Raw genomic sequence first — 12582 nt, forward strand, 5'->3', positions numbered from 1 at the left:
GGAGGAATCAGAATAATTGTACAGAATTTTATTTTTGTACAATTACTCCGGTGTCTTTGATGTCTACCTCCGAACTGCTCGTTTCATGGAGTAAAAAATGGGCTCTAAACAAAGGAATGGTTGTTTGCAGGGCCTGCGGAGCTGGGCAAGCAGAAGCAGATGGCGCTACCAATTTTGCACATATGCCTAAATGCCCTAGCGCAGATAATGAACTTAAGCCTTGGAATGATTTGCGTGCCGCTATAGATAGCCGCTCCGAGGATAGCCAACACCCTATCCGTAGGTCACAGATCTGACCGCCTTCTACGGCCTAAAGCAGTTTTTAGACTTGCTACTAATGGCAATTCTGCGGGGCACCAATGGCAGCTCATGACCGGAAGGTGTCGATCTCAACAGTCCTTTTCTGGCCGAAAGCGGTCGGCCATGAACATTGGTTATTGCCCATAAGCTGTCATTCATTGAACGTTATCCGCAGAGAATGGATATGATATGCGATAAACAAACCGCCCGAGGGGACGCGGGTATGAAGAGGTCATGAGGGTCAAACTTGAGTGTAGACGGTGACGAGCTTCCAGCTAGATAACGTGAGATGGATCACTGGAAGATTGGGAGCTGAACACTAAAGATAGTGCCCTGCTCAGGTGTCGAAACCACCCCGATTTTTCCTCAATGGGCTGTCACGATCTCAGACGCAATGAACAGTCCCAGCCCCAAGCCGGCGGTCGATCCTTTTTCAGTTGCTGCATAGCTTGAGTAACGCGCCTGGGGATTGAAAAGATGGGGTATTACGCTTGCAGGTATGAGTTCGCCCCGATTTTGCATGCTGAAGACTGAGCAATGGTCATCTTGAGACAAAGTCACAAGGATGGGTTGCAGTGAGTCACCATGTCTGACCGCATTACCGATCAGGTTGGTGAAAACTTGTTGTATGCGGGCGCGGATCATAACTCCCCGCTACTCGTTCACTCACATTCGAAACGATCTGTGCCTGAGGGAACGCGGTGCGTAACTCTTCAACAACAGCGGAGCACACAATCGATAGATCAGTCTCTTCTGGATTGACTGGTATACCCGAGCCGAGATTTGAGCGGGCCAGGTCGAGCAAATCGCCGACCATGTGATTGGCTCTACTTACACTCGCATTGATTTGCTCTGCCAGCCTCCGATCCCTGTCAGTCATATTGACGTTTTTACGCAGCATGTCACTAGCCATCAATACAGCCCCAAGCGGTGATCGCAGGTCATGACCGAGTACGTCCAAAACAGTTTTGCGCGTGCTCTCCACGGCTTTACCGTATCTCGCAATCGACTCCACGAGCGCTTGGTCTATTGCTTCATTGAAGCGGATGATGTCTTGCACATCGTGCACGTCATCCACGCGCTGTTGGGCCAGCCACAACCTGAGCACACTCGAGCGCAGCGCGCGATATTCCGACACCATCTGATCCATGGAAAACCCCGCGACAAACCGCGTCATTGCATGGTTCTGGGCCGGTGAATCGCCTTCCGCATCGGGACCATGGCCCAGTGATTTGGCGATCTGCTGCCGCTCCTCTGGGGTCTTTGTATATCTTCGTCGACGGTTCTCTGGATGTGCTCCGAATGCTCGCGCAAACCCTTGGAATCCATAGGCGGCAGAGCGGTTTCCACGGCGCGGGCAAAGCGCTCCCAGGCAGAAAGAATCTATTCGATATGCGTCAGGATGAACTCGTGCAGTCTCATCATTGTCCTTGAATCAGGCGGAGGCGTCTGGCGTCGGACGAAGCCGGGTCTAAGACTAGACCCTAACGAAGGGTTCGAAAAGACAGCGCTCTGACTAATGCCAGTCAGTTAAGTGTGAACGCTGTACGTGTGGCGAGGGAGCCTGCTCCCGCTGGCCGCGAAGCGGCCCCTCTTTGTCTCAAGAGCAGGGACTGCTGTGCAGTCCAGCGGGAGCAAGCTCCCTCGCCACAGGTTATCTTCTAGCCTTTCTACTTCTTAGCTGGTCGGCATTAAGCGCTCCGGTGCTTGATAAATGGTCGACATCTTCGACCGGAACGCTCTGGCAGGTGCTTCGGCGGGTATTGCGCAGCAAGGCTGACCAACGAGGTGCGAGTGCTATGGAAACCGCCGATACCGCACTCATGGCCGCGCGCATGCAGTTTGCGATCACTATCAGTTTCCACATTGTGCTGGCGGCGTTCACCATTGGCCTGGCGAATTTCCTGATGGTGCTCGAAGGCTTGTGGCTCAGGAGCGGGCGCGAGGTCTATCTGGATATTTTCCGCTACTGGCTCAAGGTCTTTGCCTTGACCGTGGCGATCGGCACGGCCTCCGGACTGATTCTGGAGTACCAGTTCGGGCTGAACTGGTCGCGGCTTTCGGCGCAGGTCGGGGACATTATCGGGCCGTTGATGTTTTACGAAATTCTTGCGGCGTTTTTTCTCGAGGCCGGTTTTCTCGGCATCATGCTGTTCGGCATGAAGAAGGTTGGCCCGCGTCTGCACTTCTTCGCCACCTGCGCGGTGGCGGTCGGCTCGCTGATCAGCGCGTTCTGGATCCTGTCGGCCAATTCGTGGATGCAAACGCCTGCCGGCTACGCCCTCGACGCGAACGGGCGCTTTCACGCAGCGGACTGGTGGGCGATCATTTTCAACCCTTCGTTTCCCTATCGCCTGGCGCATATGACGCTGGCAGCGCTTCTCGGCACCGCGACATTCGTCGCTGGCGTCAGCGCCTGGCAGTTGCTCAAGGCTGCGCATAACCCGCGGGCCCGGGTGCAATTGTCCATGGCGTTGTGGGTAATCGCGCTGTTGACGCCGGTGCAGATCGTGGTCGGTGATCTGCACGGCCGCCATAGCTTGCAGCTGCAGCCGCAAAAGGTCGCCGCCATCGAAGGTTCGTGGACCCGCCCGGTGCAAGGCGCTGGCGAGCCGCTGCGGATTTTCGCCTGGCCGGACATGGACGAGCACCGCAATCACTGGGAGCTGGCGATCCCGCGTATCGGGTCGTTGTACCTGCGCCACGACCTGAGCAGCACCATCGCCGCGCTCGACGAATTTGCACCGCAGGACATTCCGCCGGTGCCGCCGGTGTTCTTCGCCTTTAGACTGATGGTGGGGCTGGGATGTCTGATGCTCGCGCAAGGGGTGGTCAGTCTGGTGCTGCGCTGGCGCCAGCGATTGTATGTTTCGCGGCGCTGGTTATGGGCGAGCGCGTTCCTGACCCCGGCGGGGTTTCTGGCGATGCTCAGTGGCTGGGTGGTGACCGAAGTCGGCCGGCAGCCGTTTACCGTTTACGGGCTACTGCGCACCGAGGACAGCCTGTCCTCGGTATCGCGGGCGCAGGTGCTCGGCTCAACCTGGCTGATCCTCGGTTTCTATCTGGTGATTTTCACGGTGGGGCTGTGGGTGTTGCTGCGGCTGTTGCGCGAGCCACCGCACCATGGCGAACCCGGTCCGCAGCCAACCCTGCCCGACGAAATCGGACGCTCCTGAGGAACAGTCTCATGGACACTGACGCGATCACGCTGCTGTGCGCCGGCGCCCTGGCGTTCTCAGTGATCAATTACGTGCTGCTCGACGGCACTGACCTCGGGGTTGGCGTGCTGTTGGGATTGACTCGCCGCAGCGATCACCGACGCGCCATGGCCGTGAGCATCCTGCCGATCTGGGACGCCAACGAAACCTGGCTGGTGCTCGGGGGAGGCGGGTTGCTGGCATTGTTTCCGCAGGCCTACGCGATTCTGCTGCCGGCGCTGTATCTGCCAATCATTCTGATGTTTCTGGCGTTGATCTTGCGCGCGATGGCCCTGGAGTTTCGTGATCACGCCGCGAGCGCACGGATGAAACGTCTGGTGGATGCCGGCCTGCTCTGCGTTTCGCTGCTGACCGGCATGGCGCAGGGGGTGGTGCTCGGTACGCTGGTGCAGGGCGTTCCGCACGCTGGCGGGCAATACAGCGGCACTGGTTGGGAATGGCTCGGTCCGTTCCCGTTGTTTTGCGGTCTGCTGTTGGTGTGCGGTTATACGTGGCTGGGTGCCTGCTGGCTGTATTGGCGGACCGTCGATGAACTGCAGCAGCGCTCGGCACGTCAGGCGCAGGTGCTGGCGTGGGTCACGGTCGGGCTGCTAATTGTGCTGGTGCTGTGGACATCGACGCTGCATGCGCAATATGCCGAGCGCCTGATCTCGCCCTTGATCGGATTGCCGGCAGCCTTCACCGCTGCCGCGTTGCTGACAGGTTTTTTCCTAGGGTTTCGCAGCCGCTTTGACTGCCTGCCATTGTTTGCCGCGCTTGGCGTTTGTGTTCTGGCGTTCGGCTTGATGCTGGTCGCGCTGTTCCCGTTGATCATTCCGCCCGACCTGACTTTGCAAGCGGCGACCTCGAGTCGCAACAGTCAGATATTCGTACTGGTGGGGTTCGCGCTGCTGGTGCCGGTCACCCTGATTTACAACACCTATGGCTTCCGGGTGTTCAGTGGCAAAGTCCGGGTGCCGCCGTCCCACTGATCCAGAAATATGCAAAACAGAGTGAACTCGCGCTGGCTGAGTCCTTCGGAACTTGAAGAGGCTGTTCTTCAATTCTTCCATCGCCAGAGGATTCCACCATGCGAGCTATGACCTACCAAGGCGCCCACGACGTCAGAGTCGAGACCGTGCCGGATCCGATCCTTGAAGCACCCGATGACATCATCCTGCGAGTAACCGCCACGGCCATCTGCGGCTCGGACCTGCACCTGTATCGGGGCAAGGTCCCCACGGTCGAGCACGGCGACATCTTCGGCCATGAGTTCATGGGCATTGTCGAGGAAACCGGTTCGGCCGTGACGGCGGTGCAACGCGGCGATCGGGTGGTGATCCCCTTTGTGATTGCCTGCGGCGACTGTTTCTTCTGTCAGCATGCGCTGTACGCAGCATGTGAAACCACCAATGCCGGGCTGGGCGCGGCGATGAATAAAAAGCGTATTCCACCGCCGGCGGCGCTGTTCGGTTTCAGCCGAATGTACGGCGGGGTTCCGGGCGGTCAGGCCGAGCTGGTGCGAGTGCCGAAGGCCAACACTGGGCCGTTCAAGGTGCCGGGAACGCTGGCAGACGAGAAGGTCTTATTCCTGTCCGACATTCTGCCGACGGCGTGGCAAGCGGTGATCAATTCCGGCGTCGGCGAAGGTTCGAGTCTGGCGATCTACGGCGCCGGACCGGTCGGCCTGCTCAGCGCGGCGTGTGCGCGCATGCTTGGCGTCGAGCGCATCTTCATGGTCGATCACCATGCCTACCGACTGGCCTATGCGCAGCGCACCTACGGCGTGATCCCGATCAACTTCGATGAGGACGACGACCCGGCGGATACCATCATCAGCCAGACGCCCGGCAACCGTGGGGTGGATGGCGTGATCGATGCGGTGGGCTTCGAGGCCAAGGGCAGCACCACCGAAACCGTGCTGGCCACGCTCAAGCTCGAAGGCAGCAGCGGCAAGGCGTTGCGTCAGTGCATCGCAGCGGTGCGCCGTGGTGGCACGGTCAGTGTGCCGGGGGTGTATACCGGGTTTATCCACGGCTTCCTGTTTGGTGATGCTTTCGACAAGGGGCTGATTTTCAAGATGGGCCAGACCCATGTGCAGCGCTATCTGCCCGAACTGCTGGGGTATATCGAAACCGGGCGCCTGCAACCGGACGCGATCATCAGCCATCGGCTGTCACTCGAGCAGGCGGCCGAGGGCTACAAGATCTTTGATAAAAAACAGGAAGACTGCCGCAAGGTCATCCTGACACCGGGCCGCAGCGATGTGCCGCTGGCCGAAGCGGACGGCACGGCGCCGCTGGTGCCGGCCGTGTAAGCAAGCAGACCTGTGGCGAGATCCCCTCGCCACGGGATCATTGAGCGGGAGACGATCATGAAAACCATCTGTGCCTGTTTGGGGCTTTGTTCAGTGCTGCTGTTGCAGGGCTGTTTCGAAGGTTCCAATGATGCGCCGAACAAGGACGGCGACAAAAGCAAGGCGTCGCTGCAGATCCAGAAAGACAAGGCGGCCGAGTCGGACAAGTGATCGGCCGTGCGGATAAGCGAGCGAAACTCAAATACGCTCGCCACGGTCAACCGGACAGTTCTGTTTTTGGAAGTCTGCCATGTCCATTGCTGAAGCGACTGTTGATTATCTGCGCGAACATTCACTGCTCCTGACCACCGCCGAGTCCTGTACGGCGGGGATGATTGTGACGTTATTGTCCGAGGTGCCAGGCAGTGGTGAATTCATTGAGTGTGGGTACGTGGTGTACTCGCCGCAGGCCAAACAGCGCCTGTTGCGCGTCAACCCGCAGACCATCGAGCGCTTCAACCTGACCAGCGTCGAGGTCGCCCGCGAGATGGTGGTGGGAGCGTTGCATGACAGCAGGACGAATGTGGCGGTGGCGACCACCGGCATTCTCGGCCCGGAGGACGTCGACGGTATCCCTGCCGGAACAGTGTGCTTCGCCTGGGCCTTTCAGTGCGCAGCCGGGCAGTTTGTCTACTCTCGGCAAATGCGTTTTTCCGGCAGTCGCTGTGAGGTGCAAAACCAGGCCACGGAGTACGCGCTGCAGGGGATACAGCAATTTCACCGTGCGGCACTGCAGGAGACGAGGAGTCCGGTTGATGACTGACGATGCCGACCACCCTGATCTGCGCAGCCGGGACGTGCCGTTTCGCGAAGACATGCCCTATCAACTGAAGGTCTGGCGCTTCGAGCGCTGCGGCTGGTATGCCTTGGTGCTGCTGATGGTGCTGGCCATGGCGGGACTGTTTTCCAGAGGCCTGATCAGCAGCCGCGACGTACGCTCCGAGGATGGCCACGTCCGGGTGCAGTATGAAATGTTCCACCGTAACGGTTCGACCAACTCAATGCGCATCAGCCTCACAGCGGCGCCGGAAGCGACGGTGGAGCTTGAGCTGGCCGGTGATCTGCTGCAGGGCTTCAGCATCGACACTCTGCAACCGGAACCGCTGCGCAGTCGCAGTGCGGCCGATGGCGTGCGCTTCTGGCTGCAGGCCGACAAGCAAGGCCAGGTGAGTCTTTACCTGAGCTTGCGCGGCGACGGCCTGGGCTTGTATCGCAGCCACATCAGTACGCCAGGCTCCGCCGGCGTCACGCTTTCTCAATTCATTTTTCCGTAGGTGACCCATGGACTCGGTACTGCGTGCGGCGGTGATGTACGGGGCTTTGATGGTGCTGTTCAAGATCGCCGGCCGGCGTTCGCTGGCGGACCTGACCACCTTCGATTTCGTCCTGCTGATGATCATCGGCGAGGCCACGCAGCAGGCTTTGCTGGGCGATGATTTCTCCCTGACCAACGCGATGCTGGTGATCGTGACGCTGATCGCCATCGACGTCGGTTTCTCTCTACTCAAACAGCGGTCGGGCTGGGTGTCGCGGCTGATCGACGGCGAACCGACGATCATCGTCGAGAACGGCAAACTGCTGCACCGGCGTTTGCGGCATGCGCGGATGATCGAGGCGGATGTCATGGAAGCCGCGCGTTCCAGTCAGGGTATCGAACGAATTGAGCAGATCAAGTTTGCGATCATTGAGCGCAATGGGAAGATTTCGGTGATTCCCAACGAGACTTGACTAATCACTTGGCAGACTTAATTGCGGGTGACTTGTTTATAGCCTTCATAAGTCGGAAGGCACTTTTATCCGAGTGCAATTTAAACGTCTCGGTTTCGACTTGTCTTTGCGTGCTTATCTATTGTCTCTGCTATACGCCAGCACACGATCAGTGAAGTGCTGTGCCTTGTCGTGAGGCAGCGCATTAATCCTTTCCAGCTTCAGCAATAGTTCTACAAAATGGTCGGGCGCGTCAGATTTTTTTGCAGCGAGTCGGGTGCTGACTTCGATGATTGTCGCAACCAGTTCGTCCGGGTTGGCAATCGCCTCAGGCTCAATGGAATCGAGCATATTCAGATTGATTTGGCCCACGGGCGGCGCCATGAGAATGAGGCGCTGGAGAAGATCGTTGAAGCGCGGATCGAAAGAAAGCGGCATGTCTGCATCCTGATTTTTTCGAAATATTAAACTTCGGAATCAAGGCAAAGGGCCATAGTTATTGACTTTTTCTTGTACAGTAGATTTGCTTTTGTACAACTCGAGGTGAATATTGTCGATAGAAATAATTTTGGAACGTTAAAAGCAGTGCTCAATTGTTCATTGATTCAGCAAGTTAGAAATAAATAGAACTTTTCCAGTTTTCCACTCGTCGCCCTTGATCAAAAAAATGAAATTTTAGTTCGCGGTATCGATTCAGAACTGTGTGACGCAATTTATAACGAATCTCATCTCACACAACCTGAGGTATTTGTCATGTTCTTACATAACAAGCGACTTCAATACACCGTGCGTGTTGCCGAACCCAATCCGGGACTGGCGAACTTGCTACTCGAACAATTCGGCGGCGCTCAAGGCGAACTGGCGGCAGCCTCGCGCTACTTCACTCAAGCGCTGGCCGAGGATGATCCGGGTCGCAAGGATCTGTTGATGGACATCGCCACCGAGGAGCTGAGTCACCTCGAAATCGTCGGCTCCATCATCGTCATGCTCAACAAGGGCGCAAAAGGCCGAGTGGCCGAAGGAGTGGAAGAAGAGGGCGAGTTGTACCGGGCCATCAACGGGGCCGGCAACGATTCGCACATAACCAGTCTGCTGTACGGTGCCGGCGCGCCGCTGACCAACTCGGCCGGTGTGCCATGGACGGCTGCGTATGTCGATACGATCGGTGAACCCACAGCGGATTTCCGCTCGAACATCGCCGCCGAAGCCCGGGCAAAAATCGTCTACGAACGGCTGATGAACGTCACTGACGATCCCGGCGTCAAGGAAGCGCTGGGCTTCCTGATGACCCGCGAAATTGCGCACCAGTTGTCCTTCGAAAAAGCCCTTCATGCGATCCAGCCAAACTTCCCGCAGGGCAAACAACCCGGCATGCCGGAGTTCACCAACGTGTACTTCAACATGTCCCAAGGGGAGGGCAGCATGCGCGGTCCATGGAACCATGGCGATGACTGGGAGTTCGTGGAAAGTCCAGAGCCTGCGGTGGATGGCGGCGACGGCAGCGCCAGCGTTCAGCTCAGTGCCGAGGAAGAGGCGCTGCTGCTGGATATGAAAGCGCGAACCATGTCCGACCCGGACAGCAACCCGATCACTGGCGCCGATCTGGGCGCGGGTGTTCAGGGGCAACCCGACGCGTGATGAGCGGAACCGCATGCCGCAACGGCGTGCGGTTTTTCAATCGATAAGATCCGAGGTACCGCACATGAATCAGAACTCCGGGGTTTCCAGCAGCGACCTGGCGCAGTCGCTGTCCAGTTGGTTTAACGCAAGCGTCACGTCGTTTGATCGAACCGCGCAGCGGATCGCCCAGACGTTGCGCCAATCCATGCTCGACTCCAGCGGCAAACGCTCTACCGGACGTTAGGAGGAGACATGTCACTCAGCTCATCGTCGGCGCCAACGCCGCAGCGCAACGGCTGGAGCATGGTGTCCAGCGGAGGTTGGCCGGGCATCTTGTTCTGGGCAACGCTGCTGCTGGTCGCCGGCCTGCTGTTGTTTAGCGGTTACGCCGCGCTGGTCGGCGCAGACAAGGGAAACCTGCGCCTGGCCACCTTGGGTGGCCTGTCAGGATTCGGTGCGACCGCGTTAGGTGCGGTAGTGGCGATCATCCTGCGCGATATCAGCTCACGCACTCAGGACATCATGCTCGGCTTCTCCGCCGGCATGATGCTGGCCGCCAGTTCCTTCTCGCTGATCCTGCCGGGTATCGGGGCCGCGCAAGCGCTGTGTGGCAATCCGTTGCTGGCAGCCTGCGTGGTCGTATGCGGACTGGCCCTGGGCGTTGGCTTGATGGTCGGTCTTGATCGTTTCGTGCCTCACGAACATCAGCAGATCGGCAGACGCGGGCCCGATGCACAACGCATCAATCGCGTCTGGCTGTTTGTCTTGGCGATCACCCTGCACAACTTGCCGGAGGGCATGGCCATCGGCGTCAGTTTTGCAAATGGCGACATGAAAGTCGGCCTGCCACTGACCACCGCAATTGCCATACAGGACATCCCCGAAGGTCTCGCGGTTGCGCTTGCCTTACGCGTCACCGGGATCTCGGCTTGGCGCGCCGCACTGATCGCGATCGGCTCCGGTTTGATGGAGCCGCTGGGGGCGGTGGTCGGGCTGGGCGTGTCGAGTGGCTTTGCCTTGGGCTATCCGATTGCGCTGGGGCTTGCGGCGGGGGCGATGATTTTTGTGGTGTCGCACGAAGTCATCCCCGAGACCCACCGCAATGGTCACGAGACGCCGGCGACGCTCGGTTTGATGCTGGGCTTCGGCGTGATGATGTTCCTCGATACCGCTTTGGGCTGAACCAATAACACTTAATCCATGAATCGAAAAATGCTTTGAACACCTGCTCGGCAGGGTGAGTCACCTGTAATGAAAGCCACATTGGCGGACACGCTGAACGTCTCGCCCAAAACACTATCCAACATCTGAAGGAAGTTAGAAATGGCTAGAAAAACTGTTGAAGACCTGTTCATCCATGAGCTGTCCGACGTTTACAGCGCCGAGAAGCAAATCACCAAAGCCTTGCCGCGCCTGGCGCGCGCCGCGACCAATCCGCTGCTTGCCGAAGCCTTCACCTCGCACCTTGAGGAAACCCAAGGCCAGATCGAACGCATCGACCAACTGGTGGAACTGGCCGGGCTGAAACTCAAACGCATGAAGTGCGTAGCCATGGAAGGACTGGTCGAAGAGTCCAAGGAGCTGCTCGACGAAATCGAAAAAGGCGCGGTGCTGGACGCGGCGCTTATCGGTGCGGCGCAGAAAGTCGAGCACTACGAAATCGCCAGCTACGGCACGCTGATCGCGATGGCCAAACACCTGAAACTCGAGGATGCCGTCACCTTGCTGCAAGCCACGCTAGCAGAAGAAAAGGGCGCCGATGAAAAGCTGACGAAGATTGCCGAACAGGGCGGTAATCAGGCGGCGACCCTCGAAAAAAAATGAGGGGTTGAAGCGCTCCATATAAAACGCCACGGCGATTAAGCATGCCGTGGCGTTTCAGAGCAACATGGAGGAAAACATCATGCAAACCGAATATCTGTGGATCGCCGCTGCGGTCCTGCTCCTGCTGTTGGACCTTTGGGCACTCAACAGCGTGATGCGCAGCGACAAGCCGTCCGCGACCAAGGCCGGTTGGGCCGCGCTGATCTTCCTCGTGCCGTTGCTTGGCGTGGTGATCTGGGGCGTGTCGGGGCCGCGCGGCATTACCAAAGGGCCTTCGTCGCCGGAGCACAGCAAGGGCTGATCAGGCCCAGACGATCTGCAAAGGTTGAACAGACTTGATGCCTGTAGGAAGCGAAAAGTCCTGAATGATCAGGGCTTTTGCTTATCACTCTGACAGAGCCGTTGGGCCTGCGCATTCCCCGCCCGCCGCACACCGACAAGCTGGCAAATTGCCGGATACAGTTCGTCGATCGCGGTTTCAGTGATGAAACTTGCCGCGTATCGGATGTACAAAAGAATCATGCATGTACAGGTTTTTGCGTGAAACTCCTGCAAGAATCCATCTTCCCACCGGCTCTAGGACAGCCCCCGTTATAGAGCACAGCCATGATTCCGTCAGACGACTTCAGATTCCGCGCCCATGTCCTTTTGGTCGAGCTCGATGCTGCGACCACGCGATTAATGATGTTGGTCGGTGCGGGTGAGATTTACGGCACGCAGTGGGATGAAGCGCTCTCGCTTCAAAGTGCTGCTTATAAGGAATGGATTAGCGCTGTAGCGGGCATTGCAATTGATCCCATGCCTGCGCTGGATGGTCATGCACCGGGGGATCCGCTCGAATCCTGAACCAGCTGAAAAGCGGCGCGGCGGGAAAAGGCGCCGGCGCTGGAATTTTCGTCCAGAACGCCGGCAGCGCGCATGGTCACTCGACGATGCAGATCCAGCGATGTTTGTAGCGGTACGGCGCCCGCGTGAAGTGAACATCTGAAACCAGCATCATTCCACGCTCCTGCAGCGCTTCGGTCAGTTGTACGAGTGTCTCTGCTTGGATAGTCATTGCTGTTACCTCGTCAGATTCACTGCGTTCATCTTTCTTGACCGGGTGATCAGGCTGTTATTTCAATTTTTCTACTAGGTTGTTGAGGTTGAGAAGGTCTCAGGCGACAGCTCGGAAAGACGAGCGTTCCTATCAGGACCTTTTGCATAAAGCCGCTCGGATCAGCCATTCGTCCAATGACCGGCACTTGTCGCGACCTGACTCTCCACACGTTTAAGCACGGACTTCCGTGCACCGATCGTAGAGGCATCATGGAAATCTACGAGAATGCACCAGGCAATCAATCGCAACAGGCAGTGAAACGTTGAATGACAATGAAACAGATCATGATCCTCGGCCTGAAGATTCGGCGGTACCGCTACCGCCGGATGACGAAGCACCGTTGATGAAAATATGACGGACGTAGCCGCGACAAACCCTGTATCTGCAGAACACCCGGAAGCCGGGAGTGGCGCAAGTGCCCCGGTGTCTGTGAAGACTGGCACAACAGATGTCCAGGACGGCGAGGTGAAGGAGCTTCG

At 57.9% G+C, this 12582-nt stretch carries 17 protein-coding genes; 13 read left to right on the plus strand and 4 right to left on the minus strand.

Translation table 11 applies throughout. The features are described from left to right. Positions 1-666: 666 nt before the first annotated feature. Entirely contained in the window at positions 667-945 is a 279-nt protein-coding gene (locus CAF77_RS29655) for a sensor histidine kinase (protein ID WP_371915529.1), read from the minus strand. Next, positions 899-1450 (minus strand): sensor histidine kinase, encoded by a 552-nt coding sequence (locus tag CAF77_RS29660; protein WP_371915530.1) that lies wholly within the window; start codon positions 1448-1450, stop codon positions 899-901. The genes CAF77_RS29655 and CAF77_RS29660 overlap by 47 nt, the downstream gene beginning before the upstream one ends. Positions 1451-2099: 649 nt before the next feature. On the opposite strand from CAF77_RS29660, the gene CAF77_RS05130 reads away from it, so the two are divergent. The 7 genes from CAF77_RS05130 to CAF77_RS05155 all read left to right on the plus strand — a co-directional run bounded on the left by CAF77_RS05130 (position 2100) and on the right by CAF77_RS05155 (position 7581). Further along, complete coding sequence (locus CAF77_RS05130; RefSeq protein ID WP_085654109.1) at positions 2100-3476, plus strand: cytochrome ubiquinol oxidase subunit I; 1377 nt, start codon at positions 2100-2102, stop codon at positions 3474-3476. 11 nt (positions 3477-3487) lie between these two features. Further along, entirely contained in the window at positions 3488-4489 is a 1002-nt protein-coding gene (gene cydB, locus CAF77_RS05135) for a cytochrome d ubiquinol oxidase subunit II (RefSeq protein WP_085654110.1), read from the plus strand. A 98-nt stretch (positions 4490-4587) separates the two neighbouring features. Next, positions 4588-5814 (plus strand): zinc-dependent alcohol dehydrogenase, encoded by a 1227-nt coding sequence (locus CAF77_RS05140; RefSeq protein WP_085654111.1) that lies wholly within the window; start codon positions 4588-4590, stop codon positions 5812-5814. A gap of 57 nt (positions 5815-5871) precedes the next feature. Further along, entirely contained in the window at positions 5872-6024 is a 153-nt protein-coding gene (locus CAF77_RS29285; protein WP_170928918.1) for a hypothetical protein, read from the plus strand. Between the two features lie 79 nt (positions 6025-6103). Next, positions 6104-6616, plus strand: a complete 513-nt coding sequence (locus CAF77_RS05145) for a CinA family protein (RefSeq protein WP_085654112.1) — start codon at positions 6104-6106, stop codon at positions 6614-6616. Next, positions 6609-7127 (plus strand): hypothetical protein, encoded by a 519-nt coding sequence (locus tag CAF77_RS05150; protein ID WP_085654113.1) that lies wholly within the window; start codon positions 6609-6611, stop codon positions 7125-7127. The genes CAF77_RS05145 and CAF77_RS05150 overlap by 8 nt, the downstream gene beginning before the upstream one ends. A gap of 7 nt (positions 7128-7134) precedes the next feature. Further along, entirely contained in the window at positions 7135-7581 is a 447-nt protein-coding gene (locus CAF77_RS05155) for a DUF421 domain-containing protein (RefSeq protein WP_085654114.1), read from the plus strand. Positions 7582-7695: 114 nt separating this feature from the next. On the opposite strand, the gene CAF77_RS05160 is transcribed toward CAF77_RS05155, so the two are convergent. Next, positions 7696-7998 carry a hypothetical protein gene (locus CAF77_RS05160; RefSeq protein WP_085654115.1) on the minus strand — a complete coding sequence of 101 codons (303 nt, stop codon included), beginning with the start codon at positions 7996-7998 and terminating at the stop codon, positions 7696-7698. A gap of 315 nt (positions 7999-8313) precedes the next feature. On the opposite strand from CAF77_RS05160, the gene CAF77_RS05165 reads away from it, so the two are divergent. The 6 genes from CAF77_RS05165 to CAF77_RS05185 all read left to right on the plus strand — a co-directional run bounded on the left by CAF77_RS05165 (position 8314) and on the right by CAF77_RS05185 (position 11850). Continuing rightward, the gene (locus CAF77_RS05165) at positions 8314-9198 is read left to right on the plus strand and encodes a manganese catalase family protein (protein ID WP_085654116.1); all 885 of its coding nucleotides are present in this window, start codon (positions 8314-8316) and stop codon (positions 9196-9198) included. A 64-nt stretch (positions 9199-9262) separates the two neighbouring features. Beyond that, entirely contained in the window at positions 9263-9424 is a 162-nt protein-coding gene (locus CAF77_RS29290) for a hypothetical protein (protein WP_170928919.1), read from the plus strand. A gap of 59 nt (positions 9425-9483) precedes the next feature. Then, complete coding sequence (locus CAF77_RS05170) at positions 9484-10362, plus strand: ZIP family metal transporter (protein WP_256576130.1); 879 nt, start codon at positions 9484-9486, stop codon at positions 10360-10362. A 141-nt stretch (positions 10363-10503) separates the two neighbouring features. Further along, positions 10504-11004: a ferritin-like domain-containing protein gene (locus CAF77_RS05175; protein ID WP_085654118.1), complete on the plus strand. Its 501-nt coding sequence runs from the start codon at positions 10504-10506 to the stop codon at positions 11002-11004. Positions 11005-11083: 79 nt separating this feature from the next. Next, positions 11084-11305 carry a PLDc N-terminal domain-containing protein gene (locus CAF77_RS05180; RefSeq protein ID WP_085654119.1) on the plus strand — a complete coding sequence of 74 codons (222 nt, stop codon included), beginning with the start codon at positions 11084-11086 and terminating at the stop codon, positions 11303-11305. 305 nt (positions 11306-11610) lie between these two features. Then, entirely contained in the window at positions 11611-11850 is a 240-nt protein-coding gene (locus CAF77_RS05185; RefSeq protein WP_085654120.1) for a hypothetical protein, read from the plus strand. Between the two features lie 76 nt (positions 11851-11926). Here CAF77_RS05185 and CAF77_RS29460 read toward each other — a convergent pair whose 3' ends face one another. Beyond that, complete coding sequence (locus CAF77_RS29460; protein WP_256576113.1) at positions 11927-12061, minus strand: hypothetical protein; 135 nt, start codon at positions 12059-12061, stop codon at positions 11927-11929. Between the last annotated feature and the right edge of the window lie 521 nt (positions 12062-12582).

Origin of the sequence: Pseudomonas sp. R15(2017), from assembly GCF_002112685.1 — a bacterium.
GTDB classification, from domain to species: domain Bacteria; phylum Pseudomonadota; class Gammaproteobacteria; order Pseudomonadales; family Pseudomonadaceae; genus Aquipseudomonas; species Aquipseudomonas glycinae.

Excerpts from the sequence above, each read along its gene's own strand:
- CAF77_RS29655 (WP_371915529.1), bottom strand. The coding sequence starts at position 945 with ATGATCCGCGCCCGCATACAACAAGTTTTCACCAACCTGATCGGTAAT.
- CAF77_RS29660 (WP_371915530.1), bottom strand. The coding sequence starts at position 1,450 with ATGGATCAGATGGTGTCGGAATATCGCGCGCTGCGCTCGAGTGTGCTC.
- CAF77_RS05130 (WP_085654109.1), top strand. The coding sequence starts at position 2,100 with ATGGAAACCGCCGATACCGCACTCATGGCCGCGCGCATGCAGTTTGCG.
- cydB (WP_085654110.1), top strand. The coding sequence starts at position 3,488 with ATGGACACTGACGCGATCACGCTGCTGTGCGCCGGCGCCCTGGCGTTC.
- CAF77_RS05140 (WP_085654111.1), top strand. The coding sequence starts at position 4,588 with ATGCGAGCTATGACCTACCAAGGCGCCCACGACGTCAGAGTCGAGACC.
- CAF77_RS29285 (WP_170928918.1), top strand. The coding sequence starts at position 5,872 with ATGAAAACCATCTGTGCCTGTTTGGGGCTTTGTTCAGTGCTGCTGTTG.
- CAF77_RS05145 (WP_085654112.1), top strand. The coding sequence starts at position 6,104 with ATGTCCATTGCTGAAGCGACTGTTGATTATCTGCGCGAACATTCACTG.
- CAF77_RS05150 (WP_085654113.1), top strand. The coding sequence starts at position 6,609 with ATGACTGACGATGCCGACCACCCTGATCTGCGCAGCCGGGACGTGCCG.
- CAF77_RS05155 (WP_085654114.1), top strand. The coding sequence starts at position 7,135 with ATGGACTCGGTACTGCGTGCGGCGGTGATGTACGGGGCTTTGATGGTG.
- CAF77_RS05160 (WP_085654115.1), bottom strand. The coding sequence starts at position 7,998 with ATGCCGCTTTCTTTCGATCCGCGCTTCAACGATCTTCTCCAGCGCCTC.
- CAF77_RS05165 (WP_085654116.1), top strand. The coding sequence starts at position 8,314 with ATGTTCTTACATAACAAGCGACTTCAATACACCGTGCGTGTTGCCGAA.
- CAF77_RS29290 (WP_170928919.1), top strand. The coding sequence starts at position 9,263 with ATGAATCAGAACTCCGGGGTTTCCAGCAGCGACCTGGCGCAGTCGCTG.
- CAF77_RS05170 (WP_256576130.1), top strand. The coding sequence starts at position 9,484 with ATGGTGTCCAGCGGAGGTTGGCCGGGCATCTTGTTCTGGGCAACGCTG.
- CAF77_RS05175 (WP_085654118.1), top strand. The coding sequence starts at position 10,504 with ATGGCTAGAAAAACTGTTGAAGACCTGTTCATCCATGAGCTGTCCGAC.
- CAF77_RS05180 (WP_085654119.1), top strand. The coding sequence starts at position 11,084 with ATGCAAACCGAATATCTGTGGATCGCCGCTGCGGTCCTGCTCCTGCTG.
- CAF77_RS05185 (WP_085654120.1), top strand. The coding sequence starts at position 11,611 with ATGATTCCGTCAGACGACTTCAGATTCCGCGCCCATGTCCTTTTGGTC.
- CAF77_RS29460 (WP_256576113.1), bottom strand. The coding sequence starts at position 12,061 with ATGACTATCCAAGCAGAGACACTCGTACAACTGACCGAAGCGCTGCAG.